Origin of the sequence: Cohnella mopanensis, from assembly GCF_022352055.1 — a bacterium.
Taxonomy (GTDB): Bacteria; Bacillota; Bacilli; order Paenibacillales; family Paenibacillaceae; genus Cohnella; species Cohnella mopanensis.
Map to the genome: position 1 here is coordinate 112378 of NZ_JAKRWM010000006.1, position 20434 is coordinate 132811.

At 48.6% G+C, this 20434-nt stretch carries 27 protein-coding genes; 5 read left to right on the top strand and 22 right to left on the bottom strand.

From position 1 onward, the window contains the following. Positions 1-24 precede the first annotated feature (24 nt). Both L3D05_RS11125 and L3D05_RS11130 read left to right on the top strand, forming a co-directional pair. A complete protein-coding gene (locus L3D05_RS11125) occupies positions 25-168 on the top strand; it encodes a hypothetical protein (protein ID WP_239616128.1) in 144 nt (47 codons plus the stop codon). Between the two features lie 10 nt (positions 169-178). After that, positions 179-460, top strand: coding sequence for a transposase (locus L3D05_RS11130; RefSeq protein WP_439647939.1), 282 nt, complete (start codon positions 179-181; stop codon positions 458-460). Between the two features lie 75 nt (positions 461-535). Here the strand turns inward: L3D05_RS11130 and L3D05_RS11135 are convergent, their stop codons facing one another. Next, the gene (locus L3D05_RS11135; RefSeq protein WP_239616130.1) at positions 536-1582 is read right to left on the bottom strand and encodes an FUSC family protein; all 1047 of its coding nucleotides are present in this window, start codon (positions 1580-1582) and stop codon (positions 536-538) included. Beyond that, positions 1579-2721: a DNA alkylation repair protein gene (locus L3D05_RS11140; protein WP_239616131.1), complete on the bottom strand. Its 1143-nt coding sequence runs from the start codon at positions 2719-2721 to the stop codon at positions 1579-1581. The genes L3D05_RS11135 and L3D05_RS11140 overlap by 4 nt, the downstream gene beginning before the upstream one ends. Positions 2722-2815: 94 nt before the next feature. Here L3D05_RS11140 and L3D05_RS11145 point away from each other — a divergent pair, with 94 nt between their 5' ends. After that, positions 2816-3736, top strand: a complete 921-nt coding sequence (locus L3D05_RS11145) for a diacylglycerol/lipid kinase family protein (RefSeq protein WP_239616132.1) — start codon at positions 2816-2818, stop codon at positions 3734-3736. Here L3D05_RS11145 and L3D05_RS11150 read toward each other — a convergent pair. Continuing rightward, the gene (locus L3D05_RS11150; RefSeq protein ID WP_239616133.1) at positions 3703-5466 is read right to left on the bottom strand and encodes an ATP-binding protein; all 1764 of its coding nucleotides are present in this window, start codon (positions 5464-5466) and stop codon (positions 3703-3705) included. The two genes, L3D05_RS11145 and L3D05_RS11150, sit on opposite strands and share 34 nt — an antisense overlap. 104 nt (positions 5467-5570) lie before the next feature. On the opposite strand from L3D05_RS11150, the gene mscL reads away from it, so the two are divergent. Together mscL and L3D05_RS11160 are read left to right on the top strand one after the other, a co-directional pair. Beyond that, positions 5571-6059: a large conductance mechanosensitive channel protein MscL gene (mscL, locus tag L3D05_RS11155; protein ID WP_239616134.1), complete on the top strand. Its 489-nt coding sequence runs from the start codon at positions 5571-5573 to the stop codon at positions 6057-6059. A gap of 6 nt (positions 6060-6065) precedes the next feature. Further along, positions 6066-6713: an NUDIX hydrolase gene (locus L3D05_RS11160; protein WP_239616135.1), complete on the top strand. Its 648-nt coding sequence runs from the start codon at positions 6066-6068 to the stop codon at positions 6711-6713. Here L3D05_RS11160 and L3D05_RS11165 read toward each other — a convergent pair. The 19 genes from L3D05_RS11165 to L3D05_RS11255 form a co-directional block, all read right to left on the bottom strand. Next, complete coding sequence (locus L3D05_RS11165) at positions 6691-7536, bottom strand: hypothetical protein (RefSeq protein ID WP_239616136.1); 846 nt, start codon at positions 7534-7536, stop codon at positions 6691-6693. The genes L3D05_RS11160 and L3D05_RS11165 overlap by 23 nt on opposite strands. A gap of 192 nt (positions 7537-7728) precedes the next feature. Beyond that, entirely contained in the window at positions 7729-8508 is a 780-nt protein-coding gene (locus L3D05_RS11170) for a glucosaminidase domain-containing protein (protein ID WP_239616137.1), read from the bottom strand. Then, positions 8495-8758: a hypothetical protein gene (locus tag L3D05_RS11175; protein ID WP_239616138.1), complete on the bottom strand. Its 264-nt coding sequence runs from the start codon at positions 8756-8758 to the stop codon at positions 8495-8497. Before L3D05_RS11175 ends, L3D05_RS11170 begins: the two co-directional genes overlap by 14 nt. A gap of 8 nt (positions 8759-8766) precedes the next feature. After that, complete coding sequence (locus L3D05_RS11180; RefSeq protein ID WP_239616139.1) at positions 8767-9027, bottom strand: hemolysin XhlA family protein; 261 nt, start codon at positions 9025-9027, stop codon at positions 8767-8769. Positions 9028-9338: 311 nt separating this feature from the next. Further along, complete coding sequence (locus tag L3D05_RS11185) at positions 9339-11045, bottom strand: sialidase family protein (protein ID WP_239616140.1); 1707 nt, start codon at positions 11043-11045, stop codon at positions 9339-9341. 14 nt (positions 11046-11059) lie between these two features. Continuing rightward, entirely contained in the window at positions 11060-11449 is a 390-nt protein-coding gene (locus L3D05_RS11190) for a tail fiber protein (RefSeq protein WP_239616141.1), read from the bottom strand. Next, entirely contained in the window at positions 11449-12003 is a 555-nt protein-coding gene (locus L3D05_RS11195) for a YmfQ family protein (protein WP_239616142.1), read from the bottom strand. The genes L3D05_RS11190 and L3D05_RS11195 overlap by 1 nt, the downstream gene beginning before the upstream one ends. A 7-nt stretch (positions 12004-12010) precedes the next feature. Next, positions 12011-13123, bottom strand: coding sequence for a baseplate J/gp47 family protein (locus tag L3D05_RS11200; protein WP_239616143.1), 1113 nt, complete (start codon positions 13121-13123; stop codon positions 12011-12013). Next, positions 13123-13572 carry a DUF2634 domain-containing protein gene (locus L3D05_RS11205; protein ID WP_239616144.1) on the bottom strand — a complete coding sequence of 150 codons (450 nt, stop codon included), beginning with the start codon at positions 13570-13572 and terminating at the stop codon, positions 13123-13125. Before L3D05_RS11205 ends, L3D05_RS11200 begins: the two co-directional genes overlap by 1 nt. Next, complete coding sequence (locus tag L3D05_RS11210; protein ID WP_239616145.1) at positions 13565-13984, bottom strand: hypothetical protein; 420 nt, start codon at positions 13982-13984, stop codon at positions 13565-13567. The genes L3D05_RS11205 and L3D05_RS11210 overlap by 8 nt, the downstream gene beginning before the upstream one ends. After that, positions 13977-14942 (bottom strand): XkdQ/YqbQ family protein, encoded by a 966-nt coding sequence (locus L3D05_RS11215; protein WP_239616146.1) that lies wholly within the window; start codon positions 14940-14942, stop codon positions 13977-13979. The genes L3D05_RS11210 and L3D05_RS11215 overlap by 8 nt, the downstream gene beginning before the upstream one ends. Further along, positions 14939-15574, bottom strand: coding sequence for a LysM peptidoglycan-binding domain-containing protein (locus L3D05_RS11220; RefSeq protein ID WP_369417967.1), 636 nt, complete (start codon positions 15572-15574; stop codon positions 14939-14941). The genes L3D05_RS11215 and L3D05_RS11220 overlap by 4 nt, the downstream gene beginning before the upstream one ends. A gap of 22 nt (positions 15575-15596) precedes the next feature. Continuing rightward, entirely contained in the window at positions 15597-16910 is a 1314-nt protein-coding gene (locus L3D05_RS11225; protein WP_239616147.1) for a hypothetical protein, read from the bottom strand. A 4-nt stretch (positions 16911-16914) separates the two neighbouring features. Next, complete coding sequence (locus L3D05_RS11230) at positions 16915-17058, bottom strand: hypothetical protein (protein WP_239616148.1); 144 nt, start codon at positions 17056-17058, stop codon at positions 16915-16917. A gap of 23 nt (positions 17059-17081) precedes the next feature. After that, the gene (locus L3D05_RS11235) at positions 17082-17486 is read right to left on the bottom strand and encodes a phage tail assembly chaperone (RefSeq protein ID WP_239616149.1); all 405 of its coding nucleotides are present in this window, start codon (positions 17484-17486) and stop codon (positions 17082-17084) included. 20 nt (positions 17487-17506) lie between these two features. Continuing rightward, a complete protein-coding gene (locus L3D05_RS11240; RefSeq protein WP_239616150.1) occupies positions 17507-17914 on the bottom strand; it encodes a phage tail tube protein in 408 nt (135 codons plus the stop codon). A gap of 15 nt (positions 17915-17929) precedes the next feature. Beyond that, positions 17930-19378: a phage tail sheath family protein gene (locus tag L3D05_RS11245; protein ID WP_239616151.1), complete on the bottom strand. Its 1449-nt coding sequence runs from the start codon at positions 19376-19378 to the stop codon at positions 17930-17932. A gap of 1 nt (position 19379) precedes the next feature. Continuing rightward, complete coding sequence (locus tag L3D05_RS11250; protein ID WP_239616152.1) at positions 19380-19571, bottom strand: YqzN/YkzM domain-containing protein; 192 nt, start codon at positions 19569-19571, stop codon at positions 19380-19382. A 14-nt stretch (positions 19572-19585) separates the two neighbouring features. Beyond that, entirely contained in the window at positions 19586-20431 is an 846-nt protein-coding gene (locus L3D05_RS11255; protein WP_239616153.1) for a hypothetical protein, read from the bottom strand. Positions 20432-20434: the final 3 nt, after the last annotated feature.

The following is a 20434-nucleotide window of genomic DNA, read 5'->3' on the forward strand; positions in this document are numbered from 1 at the left end:
GAAAGCAAAGGAGGAATGTCCACCATGTCAGGCAAAAACCCTTCCGCCAACCAGAAAGCGGCCAGCAAAGCTCAATCGGAGGCAGATCAAACAGGAGAAGGCCAGCAGAGAGCTCGTCAGCTTCAGTCGAATGCCGACAGGGCAGCCGTTCCGAAACACGGATTGTGAGGGAGAATACATGATGAGCGAATCTAATAAGATGGAGCCCATGTCCGGTGAAAAAGTCGAAGTGGATGGAGTATACGAAAATGAGGCCGGACAAGAGGTTACGTTAAAACGCGGGGATACTTTCCCAGCCGATCTGATCCTTGGTGAAACCGAGTGGACGCAGACCGAGTTCAGCTTCGATAACCATCATGAAGGCCGGACAGACCCTCGCCTCGTCCCCAAAGAAGACGATATCGACAAACAAGGAAAGATCGATCACCCCCGCAGACAAATGGCCCGCGGGAAGAAATAACGGATTTATGGTCCATCACGCCAAAAGGGCTAAACAGAGGTTTTCCTCTGTTTAGCCCTTTTGGGTATGTAGATGCTAGTCCTCTTGCGGGAGCTCCAAATCGTACTGACGCTGCAACCATTGCTCCATCAGCTTATCCAAGCGCCGAAGCCGCTCTTCGTACGTATACACCGCTGAAGTGATGACCAGCAGGCGAGCCCGAGCGTTCAAATCCTTTTCCGTATTTTCCCCGATAAGCTCCGTCAACAGAATGGAGGCCTCGGGGGGCGGAGCGGCGGCCGATGCTCCCGGCTTCATTTTCCCCGCCCATTTCCATAACAATTGCTCATGATAACCGCATAACGTCTCTATCTGCCGGTCAATGAGCCGATTCCAAGCTTTACCCGTGGACACGGCCCAATAGTGGTCCTCAACCGCTTCGATGAGCGCATATCCCCGTTCGAGCGAGGTCAACATTCCCTTATACACGACTAGCAGCCTAACGCGCTTCTGCCGCGAATTTTTCCTCCACACCCGCTCCTCGGCAAATAGCTCGTAAAATTCGTCGAGCTTGCGAAGCTTGTTACGAAGTTCGTGTTGTTCTTTCCTGAACACATTTTCCTTCAGTTCGTTGGACACGACCGTCCTAAGCAAGCGGGATAACATCGATTGAACTTCCTCCACTTGCTTCAGGAACCGATTCCGATGTCTTGGCGGAGCAATCGCAACGTTAACCGCGAATGCCGAAACCATTCCCGTTAAAATCGCGGCTAACCGATCTAATGCCACCATCCAGCCTTGGCCTTGAGCTTCCATGATAACGACGACAGTAACGAGAGTCAGCGCGATCGTCTCTTCGGTTTTCAAGCGGATGCAGAGAAGAATAACGCCGATACAGACTAGGCCGACCAGAATCGGTGTATTCCCGACGAGCCACACGGCTGTAATGGCGATAATCGCTCCGAGCACGTTGCTCTGCACTTGTTCCAGAACCTGCATCCAAGAGCGATAGATCGACGGTTGGATCGTAAAAATAGCCGCAATAGCCGCGATCATAGGGGATCCAAGCCCGACAAGCTCCCCTATCCATAACGCTAAGGCGACCGCGATCCCTGTTTTCAGTACTCTTGCTCCGATGGTCATCGGGTTCCGGAACCTCCCCCCGTCCGCTTCGCGTCCGAATCGGATGGTTGCGCGCCTTCGTAAAGTTCAACTTCAACGGAAGCGACTTCTTGTCCATTCACGACAAGCGTAAGCCGGTGAATGCCTGGATAATGGCGGCGGGTAGACAGGTCCGCGAAGGAGAATCGGCGGCCGCCCTGAAGAGCGCTACCGCCCGATACGGTCTTCTCGCTGAGCTTAAATAGCTTACGGTACGATTTACCCGTGGAGCGAGGGAACAGAACCGCTAGCTCGATTCTCAGCTTCACCGATTCCCCTTGAGGAGCCAGCAATTCATAGCGGAATTCGGTCGCTCCTCCTATCTCTACGGCGAGCGGGTTAACCGACCATTCCGTCACCTCGATATCCGGTTGAGGCACGATCCCGAACAGCGCCATCGTTTCCGGATCGGCTGCGCGCAGCAACCCCCTGCAAGCATGGCGAATCACCCAATCCGTATGCTCGTTATGGCCAATCCAAGCTTGCGCGATCGACCGAACCTGCTCGGGATGATCCTTCGAGATGTCATTCAAATTATTCGCTACGCTGCGTCTCACGTATTCCGAAGGGTCGGCTTTCAATTGCTCCAAGATCGGCCATATCGGACTTGGATCCCGCTTCAGCGCGGGAAGCGCATCCGCCCACGGAAGGCGAGGACGACAGCCTTCGCTTGCAAGCCTGCGTATATGCTCGTTCGGATGCTGGCTCCACTCATACATTTGCGCCATCATCCGCTGTTGATCCTTTTTTAAGAAGGGTCTTACGGCGAATTCGGACGACGACATTCGCGTGAATTTCGCCAACGCCGACACGGATCGCTCCCAATGCTCCAAACCGTAGACCTCTACAAAATCAGGGAAAATCAAATACGGGAAGCCGCGGCATTCGTCCGCAATGGCTTCCAGCACATCGAGAGCCTGTTCATAATCGGCGGGAAGCGTCGCTCCCAAGCTCTCCGTGATGCGGCGCATTCTCCCTTTCAGCTCCAGCTCGTCCCAGCCCGCTCCAAGCGACAGCCGTACGAAAGTCTCACCTGGAAATGAAGGGTATGCCCTTTTCACTATATCTATAAACGCTCTTAGAAATGACTCGTTGTACATGGCCTTGAGCGGTTCTGCCATTCTATTTCCTCCTCATGCAAACACGATAAGCCTTCCCATTATAACATGTTATAATGAGAGTTATGATTAAGGAACTTCAAAGGGGAGTAACCGCTTGCTTCTGTTCGTCGTCAACGAAAATTCCGGCAATGGCCGCGGTCGTAAAATATGGGCTAAAGTCGAAGAACAATTACAAAACCGAGGTACGGACCATATTAAAGTCGTGGCAAACTCGGAAATGGAAGCGATTACACAAGTAAGCGAGCTTCTGGCGTGCAACAATGTGAGAACGATCGCCGCCATCGGAGGCGACGGCACTTTGCACAGCCTTCTGCCTCTGCTCGCCGAAGCGAACATTCCTTTCGGGCTTATCCCTTCCGGCTCCGGTAACGATTCCGCTCGGTCTTTAGGCATTCCTAAAGATCCTATCAAAGCTTTGGAGATCATTCTAGCGGGACAAACCCTAAAGATAGACTTGCTTGAAACCAAGTCCGATAACGGTCATAAGCAACTTACACTGACCGCGGTAGCGGTCGGACTCGATGCTGCGGTCGCGGACGATGTCAACAGATCAAGCTACAAAGGGTGGTGCAACAAGCTCGGAATCGGCTCTCTCGCTTATGTAATCGGATTACTGCGCGCGATGGCGAGCTTCAAACCCGCTCCTATTAAGGTCACGCTCGATGGAAACGTCCATGAATTCAAGAATGGCTGGTTATCCGCCGTCTCGAACGTCTCCACCTACGGAGGCGGATTAAAAATATGCCCAACCGCTCAACCGAACGATGGGCACCTTCATGTATGTATCGTGCACGACTGCAGTGTCCTGCGCATGCTGCTCATCTTTCCGACTGTATTGTGGGGGAAGCATATTCGCTTTCGGCGATTCGTAACGACTTTATCCGGAAACGCCGTCTCTATCGAATCCCCCTCGCCCCTGCTCGCTTTCGGCGATGGTGAGCCTTCCGGGCAAACCCCGATCTCGGCCGTCGTCGTCCCCCGTCAACTTGATTTCTTAATCGCGGCATCGGGATAACGGAACGGAAGCATTATTTCGAATAGCGTGCCTTTGCCGATCTCGCTCTTCACGTCTATTTTGCCTTGGTGATTGTCTACGATTTTGTAGCTGACCATGAGACCGAGCCCCGTTCCCTTTTCCTTGGTCGTGTAGAACGGCTGCCCAATCTTGGCGAGTTGATCTTCGTCTATCCCCGGGCCTTCGTCCCTAATGCGAATGTAAACCCTATCGTTCTCGCGGGAGAACTTAATTCCAATGGTTCCTCCGTCGATCATCGCCTCGATGGCGTTCTTGATCACGTTGATGAATACCTGCTTCACCTGATTTTCCACGCCATAGATCCATAACGGATCTGAACCGTACTCCGCTTCGATCGCAATATTGTGAAGGATAGCTTGCGTCTCCAGCAACGTAACCGTATCTCTCATCATTACCCGAGTGTCCTGGTAGTTAAGCTCATAGACTTGGGGTTTGGATAACATCAACAATTCGCTTACTATATCTTCTATGCGATCGAGCTCCGCGTTCATAATGTCGTAGTAGCTGTTGTTATTTTTTCTCCCCGAGGCTATCAGTTGCAAGAACCCTTTGAGCGATGTTAGCGGATTACGGATTTCATGCGCGATTCCCGCAGCCAATTGTCCGGCTACGTAAAGCTTCTCCGAGTTGATCAGCAGCTCTTCATTTTTCTTCCTTTCGGAAATGTCCCTAATGATGACCTGGACCGCGGGTTCGTTGTCGAGCGTCGTTATCGTTTCTACGATTTCCGTATGCAGCACTTTTCCTTTGAGCGTAACCCACTCTTGCTCGATCGGCTTGCCGCTCCCAACGAACACTAAATTATGAAGCCTCTCCTTAACCGCGTTATGATCCTTCGCAGGCAGAAAAGTATAAATGGATTTGCCTAGCAAATCCGAATCCGTATTCGCTTCGAACATCCTGATTCCTGCCGCGTTGATGAAACCCCAACGGTTTCCTTTCAGAATCGCGATCGTATCCAACGAGTTTTCTACTAATAGGCGGTAACTTTCGTCCGTTTGATTCAATCGTTTGTCGATGTACCAAGTAATCAACGTCGACATCAGGATAAGTAAAGTTCCTATACCCACGATTAGTGCTAGCAGATTAATATCATGATTCAGCTTGTCCGAAGTAGAGAAGCCGTCGGTGTATTCAATCGTTAACGCTTGTTTGCCGATTAATTGCACGGCCACGACCGATACTCCTAGGATTAAGCTGGATACGATTTTCCGGTAGCGGTAGGTGCTTTCCGACAATAAGAATGAGATGTAAGTGCCTATGAAAAGTAAGAGAAGCGACAAAAATACCTCGCCATAGTTGATGCCTAACCGTTCGATCTGCGGCCCCAATACGCTAAAATAGTTCATGATCGCTACGCCGAATGCCAAAATCGAGCTCCCGAACACGAGTCGAAATCTCAACACGCCTAGTAAGGTCAGCATGACGAAAGCCATCAGCGAGAAGAAAATGATGAACATTAAAGCGACCGGCATAACCCAAGTGAAATTAAGCGGATCATTGAATCCTAGCAAAGTAACGAAATGTTTGGCCCACAAACCTACGCCGAAGACGAAGGCGCCTCCAGCGAGCCAAAACTGCCGAAATGTGCCGTTCGTTCTCTTAAGATTGCCGATGAAGTTGAACATGGTATAAGATGCGAGTATGCTAATTAACAGTGCCAGCAGCAAAAAGAAAGCAGGCCAAGAGGCTACGGTACCGTTCATCATTTAATCCCTCGCAAAAACTGACATGTTTAGCTTTTGTGTATTAGGATTCGACGGGTAGCAGCAAATTCCTTTTATAAAAAAGGTTAAAAATGGAGGTAATGTGAATGTTTCGGTCAACCCTTAATGAATTCAAAACTTTCGCAATGCGCGGGAATGTCGTAGATTTGGCAGTCGGGGTCATTATCGGAGCGGCGTTCGGCAAAATCGTCACTTCTCTCGTAAACGATGTCGTCATGCCGCCGATTGGTAAATTGCTAGGGAACGTGGATTTCAAAGATTTATTTATTCCTTTAGAATCTACAACTGCTAAAACTTTGACCGAAGCACAGAAGGAAGCGGTTCCCGTCATAGCTTACGGCCAGTTCATCAATATCCTGATCGACTTCATCCTAGTTGCTTTCTGCGTGTTCTTGCTCGTTAAGTTTCTGAACAAACTCAGCCGCAAGAAGGAGACGGAGGCGCCGGTCGCGGCGGAACCGACTACCCGGGAATGCCCTTATTGCTTATCCGAAATTCCGCTTGCCGCATCTCGTTGCTCTCATTGCACATCCGAAGTAACTCCGGTTACGCAAGCTTCATCGGCTAAAGGGTAATTAACGATGGTGGAAATGTTCGACGTGTACGACGAGGAAGGAAACTGGACAGGCATCGCGGAGCGTCGCGAGGTTCATTCGAAAGGATTGTGGCACCACACCGTTCATTGCTGGCTTGTCCGTAAGGAATCCGCCGCCAATGCGCATGGACGACCGATGAAGGCAACCATCTTGTTCCAGCAAAGATCGGCGAACAAGGATACGAATCCGGGGTGCTTAGACATTACCGCAGCCGGCCATTTGGAAGCCGGGGAAACGCCTCAAGCAGTGCTAAGAGAATTAGAGGAAGAGCTTGGGGTTCGGGTTACCTTCGATCAGCTGCGGGAATATGGAATCGTCCGTGAGCATGGATCCGGCATCGTCGGTGGCATACCTTACACAGATGCCGAGATTAGCCATGTATACGGGCTAGTCACCGCTATGCCCCTTACGGATTTCCGCTTGCAGGAAGAGGAAGTATCCGGACTATATGAGGCGGATGCAGATGATCTCATCGCTCTTATGGAGGGCACTTTGACAGAAACGACCGTCCATGGCGTAGCCCTTCAGTCCGGCAAGCTGCAGGCGGCGAATGCCGTCATCACCCGCAGCTCTTTCGTCCACCGGGACTACGGATACTATATTTCCGTGTTTAAGTTTTTGCGGGATCTTTAATGGAACTATGAAAGCCTTCCCCGCTTAGTTGAAGATGGACGGGTCGCCACGCGATCCGTCCATTTCTTACTTTGCCTTCGAACCAACTGTCCCGCACAGGATGGCGGAATAGCACCTCGAGCTTACCGTCCTCATCCGCGTCCCAAATACGAAAGAGGCGTTCATTGGTCATGGCGCCGAACCCCCGGCTATCGCCGACAACCTCCCACTCCACTCTAGTTTCCTCTTGCTCCATCGTTTGTTTTTGCCGGGATTTCCCTAGCCACCAATCGCCGAAGAGCGAGCTATATAATAGGATTTCGTCCCCTTCTCCTTCGAACTTCCCGCACCAAAAGCCGCCTTCCTCGCGGAATCGGCCTAAGCCCTCCCAATTTCTCCACCAACGGTCCACCATCCCGTGAATATTATAGAAAGTCGTTATGCTCGGAGCGGTATCGAAATCGTTAATTCCTGGATCGCCATATATTCTGGCAGCTTCCTGATGGATGCAGGCATGTAAATTCGATGACTCGATAAACCTCCCCAGCTCGTCGGCCGTAGCGAAGGACTCCGGTTGAAACAAGATGCGAGCTTCGGCAGCTTGATCGTAGCAGGGCGCTCGGCGAATGGTCTCGGGAACGGATACCCAAGGGTCCACGAGGCTAGGATCAAGCCCATTCTGACGGTACCAATCTAATGCCCTTCCAATAAAGTCGCGATGGAATCGGAGAAACTCAAGCCCATACCCCGTCGGAGGATTGTTGATATCCACGTTATGCCGAGCGTGGTGCCAATTGAGATGCTCATTGAGCAGGCTTTGCGGAAAATTCGGAATTCGCGGCACAGGGACAGCCCCCTCATGATCTGCCCTATTCGTTAACGCAGGCAGTATAATTGCCTACAGAATATGCAAGAGCTTAGCGAGGTGGTACTTCTATCCAACTTTTCCGAGTGGATGCCCGTATAAGAGATTACGAGATTCATAGAGAGAGGCAAATCACGAACGAGAACATGTATCCTGAGACACTTGCCGTAGTTACGCCAAAGTAATATCGACTTTTTTGTCTTCTTTGTTCCATTTCACCTTAGCCGACGCGTTGGATGCGGCTAGATCGCGAACGGGAACATAACCATCGGTTCCGACCACGCGGGTGGCCAGAGGATTGCCGTTCGCGGTAACCGCCTTATCCTTCCAACCAACCTGGATTTGAAGCTTGTTGCCGACAACCCTGGCAGGAACCCATATTTGACCGTCAAACAGCTGTCCCTCCGCGACTTGAACACCGTTAACGATTATGGGGTAGGTTGCTGGTGTTGCTGGTGTTGCTGGCTCTTCGTTTGGTTTGGCTTGCTCGTCATATTGAGTTAACTTGTTGGCTTGAATGATCGAGATAAGCTTCGCGTCATATTGCGGGTCGGTTGCATAGCCACATAGACGCAATGCTTCCGCTTGGCGATTAGGCGTTAGAGCTTGCCTAACTCGATCATAGCGAGGAAGCTGGAACAGCAAATCTTGATCTTTGTAGAAATCATAGACGCTATCATAGGCTCGGAACAGGGCCGAAGTATCCGTACGCACGCCATTTTCCACTTCCCACGTGCCTTTCTGTACCCATTGTCCGTGCCAGTAAGCATTCGGCTTGCCGCTCCCCACTTTAATGCCGCCGAGATTGTTCCACGGGTGGATGACTCCCCCCGTTTCGAGCAAATTCTGAGCTAGTCGGACCGACGGGAACAATGGAGATCCCTCTATTCTTGCTCTTACGGCCATGGGAGCCAAGGTTGCGATAAATTGCGCCTGACTAAGTTTTGCCATCCGGATGCTCCTCCCTTTTCTTGGTGAAATGATAGACTCCCGATGCCGTTAAACCAATAATGGAGATGGTCGTTAACGTTTGCTGGACAGTGTTAGGAACAAGTACAAAGACCGTCGCAATAAGCAGGCTGATGAGATGGTAATAGCGACTGGGAACGCTGAACTCCTTCGCGATGCCTACATACGCTGCGACGATAGGTGCCAGCATGATCACCTTGTCGGTCAATAGATCGAGATTGTCCAAACTCATTATTTTATTCACCCCCCCTGTAGATTGGTCACGGCGGCTATGACGGCAGCTAGAATAGCTCCGACCAAAGTCCTCCACAACCAACGCTGGTTATCGGCGATTTCATCTATGCGTAAATGCGACGACTTGGAGGACTGCAACGCCTCCAGCGCCGAATCTCTCGCCGCCTCCGCCGTTTCGCGCACATCCGTCATCGCATCGATCTTCGTCTCCAACCGAACAACGCGCTCCCGAATATCCGAGAGCACGCGCGCTTCTTCGCTGGACATGGTGGCACCTCCGATCTAAGTTAAATTTGACTATATTATCCAAATTGTAGATATCAATTTTGAAAGTTTATGAAAATAAAAGTGGTTGTTTTATTCTCCGCCATCGTTCGAACGTCGGTCATTGTATCAATCTTTGTCTCAAGTCGATAAACGCGCTTGCGTATTTCCGACAATACCCTTGTCTCATCGTTTGACAACCACTACACCTCCCCAAATAAAAGAGGCTCCGCCTATGCGGATACCTCTTATGCCAATCCAGTTATATCTACATATCGCTGACCCATAATTTCTACCCACAACTTCATGAACGTTTACGCGCTTGCAGCTGCATTTCTGATTTCTTTGATATGCAGGCCCTTTCGTACTGACTCATTTGCTGTCAACGTAGGGTCGGTCCACGTAATTGAAACCCCAAGAGAATCCGTTACTGCCTTTATGGCGGCACGAAGTTCTGTAATATGAATTACTCTTGGTTGTGTCGAATCTGTTGTGATTGTTGCGTCTGTGAAAGTGTATACGGAAAGTCCTCTTGCTTGACGAATCGCATTTATCTTCGTTCGCAATTCATCGATCCAAACCTTACGGAACCCATAATCAGCATCCGCTATATTCAGATTCGACCAAGTTGGATTTTGAATAACTAACGTTCGCGTTGCTGACCAATTACCATAAGCTGTTCCGTCATGACTTCTTACACGAATGTAATAAGTTCCGTACGCAAGCGCGGTAGGAGGTGTCCAAGTCATGCTTGCCCCGGAAGGAGCGGTTGGTTGAGGCGAAAACTCAGAAGTATGTGTGCTACTTCCTTTCGTGTACAATACGGAAGAGAATCCAGCATCTGCCGCAACTTGAACTTCATACACCATCGCACTTCCGTCGGGGTCTGTTCCTGAAAAAGTGACTTTTGGTCTTTGATTCACAACATAACCATTACCTGTTGGATTCGATATCGTTGGAAGGTTTGGAATAGTATTGACGTCAACCTTTTCGAAAAGGGACACGTAAGAAGTATTAGTATAAAGAACTGAAATTGTCGGAGTTACTCCGTACATTTCCCCATATGATACTCCACCCACAATGATAGGAGTTATGTTAACCGCGCTTCCAATCGTAGTCGTTCCGTTTGCGATCTTGCGATAAAGGAATGCTTGCGCTTGTCCACCATAATAGACGATGTAAACATCGCCACTTGGAAGTTCGACTATAAAATTAGAGGCATCAGAGAGGTTCGTACCTGAAGTTACTTGTATCTTTGTCCAACTTGCCCCGCCATTGTCGGAATAAGCCGCATATAAGTTAGTAATGTAAGTAAACCCGCCAGACCAAGCAGAGAAAGAAGTCCATATTCGACCAATATTAGATCCACTTCGTTTTACGACCATTGATGCTTTTCTACTTACAGCCTCCGCATAATTGGCGTTGTGTATCGTGACGAGAGGCGTCCAAGAAGTTCCATTAAAATAAGTGCTCAAGATTGACGGACCAGCTGCACGGCCGACGATAACAGGATTTAAGTCACTTCGTAAGCCGATTTCTGGGTCTACCAACGCAAGCCCGGTACTGCTTGTTGCCCACGTTGTTCCTTGATCCGTGGACTTAGCGTAAAACAAGTTTGCACCTATTTGTGACATAAATGCAATGTGAATAACGCCGTCGGAACCTTGAATAGCTGTTGTATGATTTCCGCCGTTAATTTCTGTGTAAATGGTAGAAGTCTTGAGGACTGTTCCATCCACAGCCAAATTAAGGTATATAACATTACTTGTGGGCGAATAAACAACGAGAACCGTATTATCAGATTTCGGAGCAATGGTGATAGATCGTGTCGTTGCGACCAAATCATAAAACTTTGTCCACGTATTGCCATTGTCTGTTGACCTATAAAAGTACAATGCTGTTCCGTTATTCGTATTGCTGTTTTTAAGAACAATAATTCTTGTTCCATTCGGCAATACAGTCGTTAACCTTGCGCCGTATACGTCGGATATTACATATCCAGGTGAAATTTCTACTGCCATTCAAAGTCCCTCCCTTATGGCGCGTAAGTTCTTGCAAGGATAGCCGCATCATATGCCGCCTTAACTGCTGCCGCAGTTGCGGCTTGTGTCGTGCTTGTGCTGTTCGTTGTGTTATTCAATTGAACAACGCCCTTTGCCGATGTAGTCGCATCTTGTGTTCTAGTATTCACGTACGTTATATCTGCCTTTAACCCGACGGCTGTATTTAATGCGGCACCGCCATTGTCAATAGCGGTTTTAAGTTCCGTAATCGCCCCAGATACAACCTTTGATATTGTGGGAACGGTGGACATCGCCCCCAACGATTGATCAATCTTATCCATGTTCTCATTAACGATGACTATATCGGCACTTTCGTTTCCTAGAGGCTTCTTTAATCCAATATTCGGCGTTATATCAGCCATTAGCTCCAACTCCTCGTCATAACTTCGCCCCAAGTAAAATCCTTGAGGTTGTTCCATGTCATTTGTTTTAGCTCATCCCACTGGGTGTAAGTAAAGGCGTATTCCACAGCGAGATGTGCCGGTTTAATTTCCTCGATTACGTCCTTCAAGTCATCTAGATTCGGAGGTATACCTCTTGTATCCACAAACTTCACGGTAAAAGTGCAAATCTCCGGCTTTACGGTAACTTCAACCAAACCGCCATCATAAGCCTCCGCTACAGACTTAATGAGTTTGACCGTCACGGTACCTATTCCACGCATCTTAGAGAGAACCACGCTGCGACGTTGTTCAGTAGGTTTGGCAATATCTACAGGGATCCCTAATTCAGACTCCCACAGATCAAGACCCCATGTAGCAGTCGGGACAAAATACTGTTCAAGCACTCCATCCATTGCTCGCCACAGCATGTCCATTTCGGTTCCTTGAGCATCTATGGTGGAACTCATAACTCGCGAAGTAGCGTAGTAATCCGGTAGGTAGGACATCATTTCCTTGCCGCGATTGCTGTTCATCGTTAGATTACTCACTCATGCTCACCGTCCCGATCACGGCAACCTGCCCAAGCTGCAGATCGATATTATCGCTACCGCCATTAATCACCAGATTCTGATAATCGACAATACGCGAGATATCCAGCAAGATAGCCGCAATTCGGTTATAACGGATAAGCGGATCAACAAATGCAAGCTGATCCATATAAGCAGCTAATCCCGCCTCAAATTCGCTCCGTACTTCGTTCAAAGTTACTCCAGATGCAAGCGTCAATTGAACGGAAATATGGATAGGAACTTCAACAGCCGCCAATACTGTGACGCTAGCACCAATTGGAGCTTTACCTTCACCCTGACCTACCATAGGAGAAATATATTGTTGCAAAGCATCGACAATTTCTTGATTTGGCGCTCTCTTCTCCGAATTCAGAAGAAACAATCTTACCGTCCCCGGACCATTCCACAGCGGTTCAACCTGTACTCGGCTCACTCCCGGCGATTCCAATGCCCATTGCTGATAGTCGGCTTTGTTGCCGCTTGTTCCGGGTTGTCTCACTTTAATGAGAAACCTCGACAACAATGATTCGTCGGTTTCTTCGGCAGTACCGCCGGTCGTAGCAGACATATTCGTTACATTCGTCACACCTGGCAGAGAATTGACCAACAAGCTGATTGCTCCTATCGGGACATTGCCAGCTGCTCCCGCTTCAATAGCTTTGATCGCAACGATAACTTCACCTTGGCTATCCAAAGTCGCCGATTCCGTAGTTTCGTATTCTATCGATTGCGTAGCTGTAATTTCATCCGAAGGCGTTGCTACAAGGGTACCGATTGAGATGACCGTTCCCGCTGCGCCCGTGATCTTAACAGATCCGGTAGATGCAACGGCCGGATGGGGAATAACCCCATGCTCTTCGCAACGCATCCTCAAGTACGGACCGAATGTGGTCATGGCAAAGCCTCGTTTTAAGATTTCCTGAGCCCATTCGGATGCCATATATAATTGATAGGCTGCGGGAGATAGAGAATCCCAAATATAAGAGCCTTCCGATTTATCCAAATCGGAAGGAATCCGATCAAGCATGCGTTTGAGTATTGTCTCTTCCGTTTGTTCTTTTAAGTAATTAGGCAATACAGCCATTAGAAATTCACCACGCTTCCTTGAAAGTCCATCGTTTCCTCGTGAATATTCGTGATCGTGCAGGTAAAAAAGCAGCTGTCTTCGATCCATTCATAGGAAAAACTATCTACGCTCGCCGTTCTTGGATCAGTCATAAGTGTTTCAGTCGTGATCCGCTGAATTTCCATTTCGATAGCCGAGCGCGGTAGCCCCGAGCGAATGAGTTCGTTAAACTCTTGACCGTAGTTTCTTGAATAGACTAGATGTCGGTAACGTTCGGTTTGCAAAGCTTTTTTACACCATTCCAGCCATGCCTCGGTGCCTTCGCAGCCTGCGACTTTGCCTGTAGGTGTCAACAAGAACTCCCCCGCTTCAAAATCAAAACGCCAGCTGCTACCGAAGCTGACGTTGTCGTTAACCACTTCATTTTGTTCTTCGGAAAGCTCGCTTACCGGAAATAAATTAGCCATTTGAACTCACCACCTTGCAGACTACGACTGCGTCTTTGCCGCCATTAACCGGTACAGCTAATACACGATCTCCCGGCTTCATGCTTGCCGACCAGTTCAATCGTACTTCTTCGATTTTTGACTCCTCGTAATCGAATCGCGTTCGCTGCGAAGGCACTGCTCCGCCTACAGCGCCCCCATCTTCATTGACGGGTGCAGTCATCATTCCTACCAGAGAAAAAGCGGGGATCTCCAGCTGCGTCACCCATTCGGCAACGAGATAATCGGGAATTGCATATTTGAAAGAATCGAGCTTTAATCCCGATTCTGTAATCGTTCCAAGCTCCGAAGGGATTCCGGATAGCGACTTAGCGGCAATCCCGGAGATACGGGACTCTAATGTAGATACTAGTTTCTTAAACGGATCAGGCAAGATAATCCCTCCTGACTTTGTTTTCAGCGGCTAGTTCAAGATCCATTCGACCAGGGTAGCCTAATTGATGACGAACCTTCGTTACGATCAGCTCTAATCCGTTAAGTCGAACTCGGTCTCCTGCACGGATCGTATTAATATCCAAAGCCGTCACCGAGAAGGTTTCCTGTAGGCCGAGCAGGGCTTTAGTTGCTGCTTGCTTAGCTTGGTCTTTCGTTTCTATTTTGTTATCCATGATTAACTTCTGAAGCGTACCGTACTTGTCGGTATCTTTGCTCATCACGGCCAATGGCTCGGACACGGAATTCTCGCTCTCTTGGGGACCGATAACCTTAACTTTCGTAATCGCGCCTTCGAGCGTACGATTTTGAGTAACTTCTTCAATTGATTCCAATTCCCAGACGACCGAGTTTCCACCAATTTCAAACAATTCTAAACCTCTCTCCGTCATGCGGAGACGATACATCGAGCCACCCTTGTAGACGGTTTCCTTCAAATCCTCTAATATCATGGACATGATCGTCTGAGAACGTTTGATGTTCCTTGCAAGTTCCTCTCCCGTATCCACAATATTTCCTACGGGAATTCCCCATTCTTTCGCATACTGTTTGATCCGTTGGGTAGCCGTTTGCCCTGCCGGCATGAGACGCTCATCTTCCGATTTGGCCAGATAAATCGTTTTCTCGTAAGCGGTGATGTTTAGGTGCTTGCGGCCGGTGTTCACGCTGTTGCATTCCCATACGACTCCCGGGTTCAATAGATTTTCCTTCCGCGTTTTACCGAACGGGATACCCGCGATGCGAATTTCCTGTCCAGGTGAAATTTTGGGCAAATCCGGCATCACGACTAGCCTCATATTGGTGCAATAAGCGATCTCTTCTAGTGATTCCTCAAGCGATAGGTCTTCGATCAACTCGCTAAGATCGTATTTATTGGCGTATACTACTTCGTAACTCACGGCATCACCAACTTCTGTCCCGGCTTAATAAGATCCGGATTACGGCCGATAACGAGTTTGTTGCCGTTATAGATCTCACGCCACTTCGAGCTGCTTCCGAGTTCGCGTTTGGCAATAGCCGTGAGTGTATCACCTGACTTAACTATATAAACCTTGGGAACAGGCTTCATGTCTGGGCGAGAGGATCCTTTAGCCGAACCAACTTTCCCTACTTTAATGTCACGCCAAGTCCGAAACGTGACGTCGAAGTATACGTCGCCGGGTTCTCCGCCTTTAAATGTAGAATCGTGCGCTGACAAGTAAACAAGCGAATTAATGATTGTCCCAGAGATGGAGAGCCACACTGGCCGCTTCTTCAGTAAGAGAGCCGTAAGCCGGTTCATGGCAACCTGAGGATCTGGGATTTCAGTATAATTGCAATAGCTTTGATCATAATTTTTTGGAAAAAAGGAAGAGAAAGCTATCTCTTTAATCTTCTCTCCTTGAACAAGGTCGATTTCGCCAAGAGACAGGAGATTTGCCGTCTCATATTGCTTCTCCCTCCTGATTGACACTTCTTCGGGATTAACCGGAAATATGAAATCACCCTCAATAGGATCCTTGATCTTAATTTCCATGATTTTAATTTCCAAGTGAACTCACCTACTTTCGTAGTTATGCTTGAGCAACATAACCATCCCTGTTATTTAAAGCTTGGCGTATCGCAATTGCTATTTTGTTGCTAACATACGTTGAGATTTCCTCAATGTTCACATCGTTGCTTTGATATGTTAATTGAATAGCTCCTACCGGTAGGTTTACATTAACAGCCGTAGGGCCTGGGGAGCTTGGAAGCAATCTCGCGTTTTGTTCGATTTGAGGGTTACTAGACGGCAAACCTTGAATACCATTAGGCACGCCTTCAGAATACGAGGACAAATGGAACCCAAACGGATTCCGCCATTGTGGAATAACACTCTCTATAATTTTGTCAGGAAGTTCATTGAGGCTTTCAATCACATCATTCGGGAATGCCCTAACCCTGTCGCCTATTTCATTAAGGCGATCGCCTACTTTGTTGGATAGGTCCCCTAGGGCCTCATAATTTTGTTTCAATTGCTCTTTAACTTTGTCAATATTTCCGTCTTTAGATAACCAAACATCCACCACTCCGGGATATTTATTAATGTTTTCTCCAGCCCAGCCACCAAGTTCATCCCCGATTGGAATAAGTGTCATTGCTACTGCAAATGAACCAGCTGGTCCAGCTTCTGGAAATCCTAGAACTGCTCCAATTGCCGCCATTAATCCTTTACCAATTGAACTGCCAATCGATCTTCTTATTATTTTATTTCTCTCCTCTCCCGGCTTAGCGTTAATCGCGTCAACCATATCGCTAGTCAGATCAAGCCAAGGCATAGCTTGATCAATAACATTAATAGCCGTAAATATTCCTTTAATAAATCTACCATTCATAAATGAAGAAATAGGTACTCTATCAATTGATGAACGATTCGAAGATATAAGATCTTGAGTATAGTCACTTAATGCTGTGATTTTAAACCCAGCATCTATTACTTTTTGTGCAAAATCATTAACTTTTTTTAGATTCTCACTATACACTTTGGAACTAGTGTCTTCTGTTTTTCCTGAACCATTGTTTTTTAGAATTTTGTCAAAATCATACTCCCATGGTGGAGTTGTTTTGAGGTTAGATACCCATGGTGATGGAAAATCATGCAGCCCTAGCGGAGATTTATATTCGATGATAATATCTTTCGTCGGAAGTCTAGGACTTGGGTTCTTGGCGCTTGAAACAGAACTATTACTTACAACGCTATTTTTATTTAATCCCGCTAAAGCATCACGTTTGCTTTCAAAATTGTTCAATTGTTTATAGAAGCGACTTATATAATTTTCCAATGTCTTGAACACTTTTTTTGTCTGTTCGAGACCATTGGCGTCAACCTCGATTTGCTCTTTAGCCATACCATCACCTTCCTTTCTTCGCCGACATCGCCTTCTCCGCTTCCCATTCCAATTCCATGCTGGCCATCAAAAATATTTGCTCGCCGCGCGGCAAGCTCCAGAACTCTCCGGGGCGCAGATGATGGCGAACCCAGCAGGCATGAAGCATGCCTGCCAGCGCCCCGGATCGAATCAGTTTTTTACGTCTTCAAGCTCCGTGTTAAAGCCGGATAGATCGAGTACGACATCGCCAAGAGCGGACAACTCACCCGCTAAAAGAATCCGCTTGATTACTTCTTCAGCACCACTGGCGCTGAACTTAGCTAGAAGCTGTGGATTTCCCCAGTTAGGAGACACAGTAGAAGCCGCAATCAACGATACGTTGAACAACTCTTCATCCAATCGTTCGGTTGTCTGACCACGCCTCTCCTTGCGCTCGGTACAACGTTCGCGAATGCTGAACACTTGCTTACCAGTCAAACCGCGAAGTTTTACCGGAATATCCATCCGTTCCAATCGAACCGTTCGTTCGGGTAAAGAATCGGCATCCAGTAACCGCTGAAGCACTTGTTCATCCGTTAGATTTTCATAAGACAAAGTAATCGCTCCTCTCTTCATTAACTTGCAACAATAGGATCAAGCAGTTCATACCCTTCGAAGGTAAATGCCGTTTCTTCCGTCACTTCTTCTCCCGCCGTCCAATTGGCCAACTGCAATTTATCCGGAACGCAGTTGATGAGGCGTACACGTTCGAATCCATAGGCTTCGGGATCGCCCAGCGTATTATAGATGTCAAACTTAGTGAACCCGCGACGAATCATATCGCTCGTCACCTTGTAACCGCTCATCGTGCCGGTTCCCTTTTTCGCGCCGAGTTTATGCGTTGTCCACTCGCTGCCCGACAGCTTCAACTCGCGCTTCTCCACCTCGACCGAGGCTTCAAGCTTGTTGATGTTCGTCTGCCACACCCCGTCAATAAACACTTGCCCGTACGTACCTAATATCGCTCTTGTTGGATCCATCATCTTTGTTCGTCCTCCTTATCGCACGATGAACGTGCTGAAAATTTGTTCCATGACATCCGTCAGGCGTGCTTCCCACTTCAAGAACACTTGATCCGGCTCCGGCGTAAATTCGGTATCGACATATACGTCGTATCCTTCGGCTTCGATAATGCCGGCTTGCGCAAGAGACTGCATGTACTGTTTGCAAGCGCCGATCAGCGCCAGACGACCTTCTTCGGTGTTGTTGACTTTGCCGATATAAGCATCTTCCGCAGTACGTTGAAGATCAGAGTTAATACTGTCCATCACGCGGATCGTGCGGATTTTTTTCCATGGGTTGTTCTGGCCTTCGCGCAGCGTCACCAAGCTGTTAATGCCTCGCAATGCTTTCACCAAACGTCCGTCATGAACAAGCAAGAAAACTCCGTTACGTACCGCTTGCTCCTGTTCCGAACGGGTCCATCTGCGAGTGACGTCTTCGAAAGGAGACGGCGCATAAGTCGTGGATTGGCTGAGACCCTGTCCCGCGATCAGACCTGCAACATACGCTGTAACCTGCGCGGAGCTGTATGATGTTCCATTGAACTTAACGCCCGTTCCGACATTTACGATGCCTTCATGGTTCATAGCCGCACTTCGGCTAATTGCTTTGCTTACCGCATCGGCAGCCTTATCGTCCGCCGCAGATCCCCCAAACACCGCAATGACGCCTTTCCCTTCATCCCGAATTCGGCCAACCCATGCAGCAACGCTTGCATGCAGTCCCGAATCAGACACTCCATCCAGAAATACGACATTGAAATCCTGAGTCTCGAAATCGGCTAGCGCATTCAGATACTCCGCATTAGCGATTGCCGCAATACCCGAATTACCACCTGTTAAGGAAATACCGGAAACGTTCGCTAACGTGCCGTTCCCTTCTCCGAGGTTTGTAGCGGTAATCCATTTGTTCCCCGCATCGCCGTTAATTTCGTTAACCGCAGCCTTAACCGAATTGCCTGCAAAAGTAAAGGTGCGAAGAAGCGTCGTTCCTTCAAACAGCTTCAAATCCTTCTTGCCGGAATCCGTCGGATTGACCTGAACGGTAACCTTGAAGTCATTTCCACGAGAACCGGGATATTTAGCCTCCAGCTTCACCACATTAACTGGCGTGCTAGCCGAGTCTGCTAGCGTAACGGTAGCTACTGCCGCATTGCCATCTGCCAATCGGTAAGCAAATACTTTCCGGGCGCCGCCAAGCAAAGCAAGCTTAAGCGCACTATAAGCGGTTGCTCCGTTTTCTTCCGATCGGGTAAACGCATTTGCAATCTCTACTTCGCTAGAGATATCAACGAATTGATTGATCGGCCCCCAATGCGCACGCACCGGCGCAATCGCGACCCCTCTAGAACCAGGCTGAATCGCCGCCGTAGCCGCCGAGCGAAATGCCATATAAAATCCCGGTAAAACCGGTTTGTCCGTCGTACTCCAAGTTCCTCCTGCCATGTTAAAGCACCTTCCTTTTCAGAAATTGATCGACTAGGCGTTTCGCTTCATCGATAGTAAGTTGGTCTTTCTCCACTTGATGAATTGCACCTGCGACAATTTCCGGCTTGACCTGAAAAAGCGCCTGCGCATTCTGTATGAATTCATCCCGGTTATATTGGGTTTCGATAATTCCGGATTTCTTGCTCGCCATTCGTACCACCTCGTTCATAGTTTGGATTGAAAATGGACTGCACTCATCAATGGACCCGTTTCGGGTCGACGATCGATTTTGCGCGATAATGACACCGAGATTTGCCCTTCGGTCAACGTATCCTGCTCAAGATCGACGATCGGACTTAGCACGGTTAAATAACGGCGCTCGGACATCATTAGCGGAATTTTCACGACACTTGTTAGGCTTTGAGCAAGCTCCACGACAGCTGCCGTCTGCTCGCTTAACGTTCGTCCTATGACATGGCCAATCGCTTTTTTGCGAACCTCGATCGTAGCCGCTCTTGTACTCGCGCTAGTTTCAATGCCTTCCAATCTCCAAAGAATGGATGGCCGAACGTAGTCGGTAGGCCATTGGCCGCAGTATACCTGCCAGTCATCGCTGTCCAACGAATCTTTGGTCCAGTTCGAGAGGGCTTCCAGCCAGGCATCTTCCTGCGAGTTTGCCGGTTCCGATCCTCTTCGCACGGAGATGACGGAAAAACGAAGCCCCCGGGTTAGAGCATTCCGCTCGGCGTCGACTTTGTCGGTTCCGACATTCCCGTCATATTGACAGGTAAACGCTTCGTTCGTATCCGGATCCGTGACGGCTTGTCCATCAAGCGCTGTAACGATAAGCCTTGATAGCTCATCTACATCGGCGAAATCCGTTTGGGATACGTAAGGCCAGATTTCGAACGAGGTTCGTAATCCCGTCCAAAGCGTGTCTATCGAATCAGCACCTTGCAATAGTAGAACGTAGGGCTTATCCAGGTTATCCGCCGGATCATGTACTTCAACGACCCTGCCGTCAATTAACGGGATAGCCTGAATCAACCTTTGTTCGATACCCGATCTCATAAC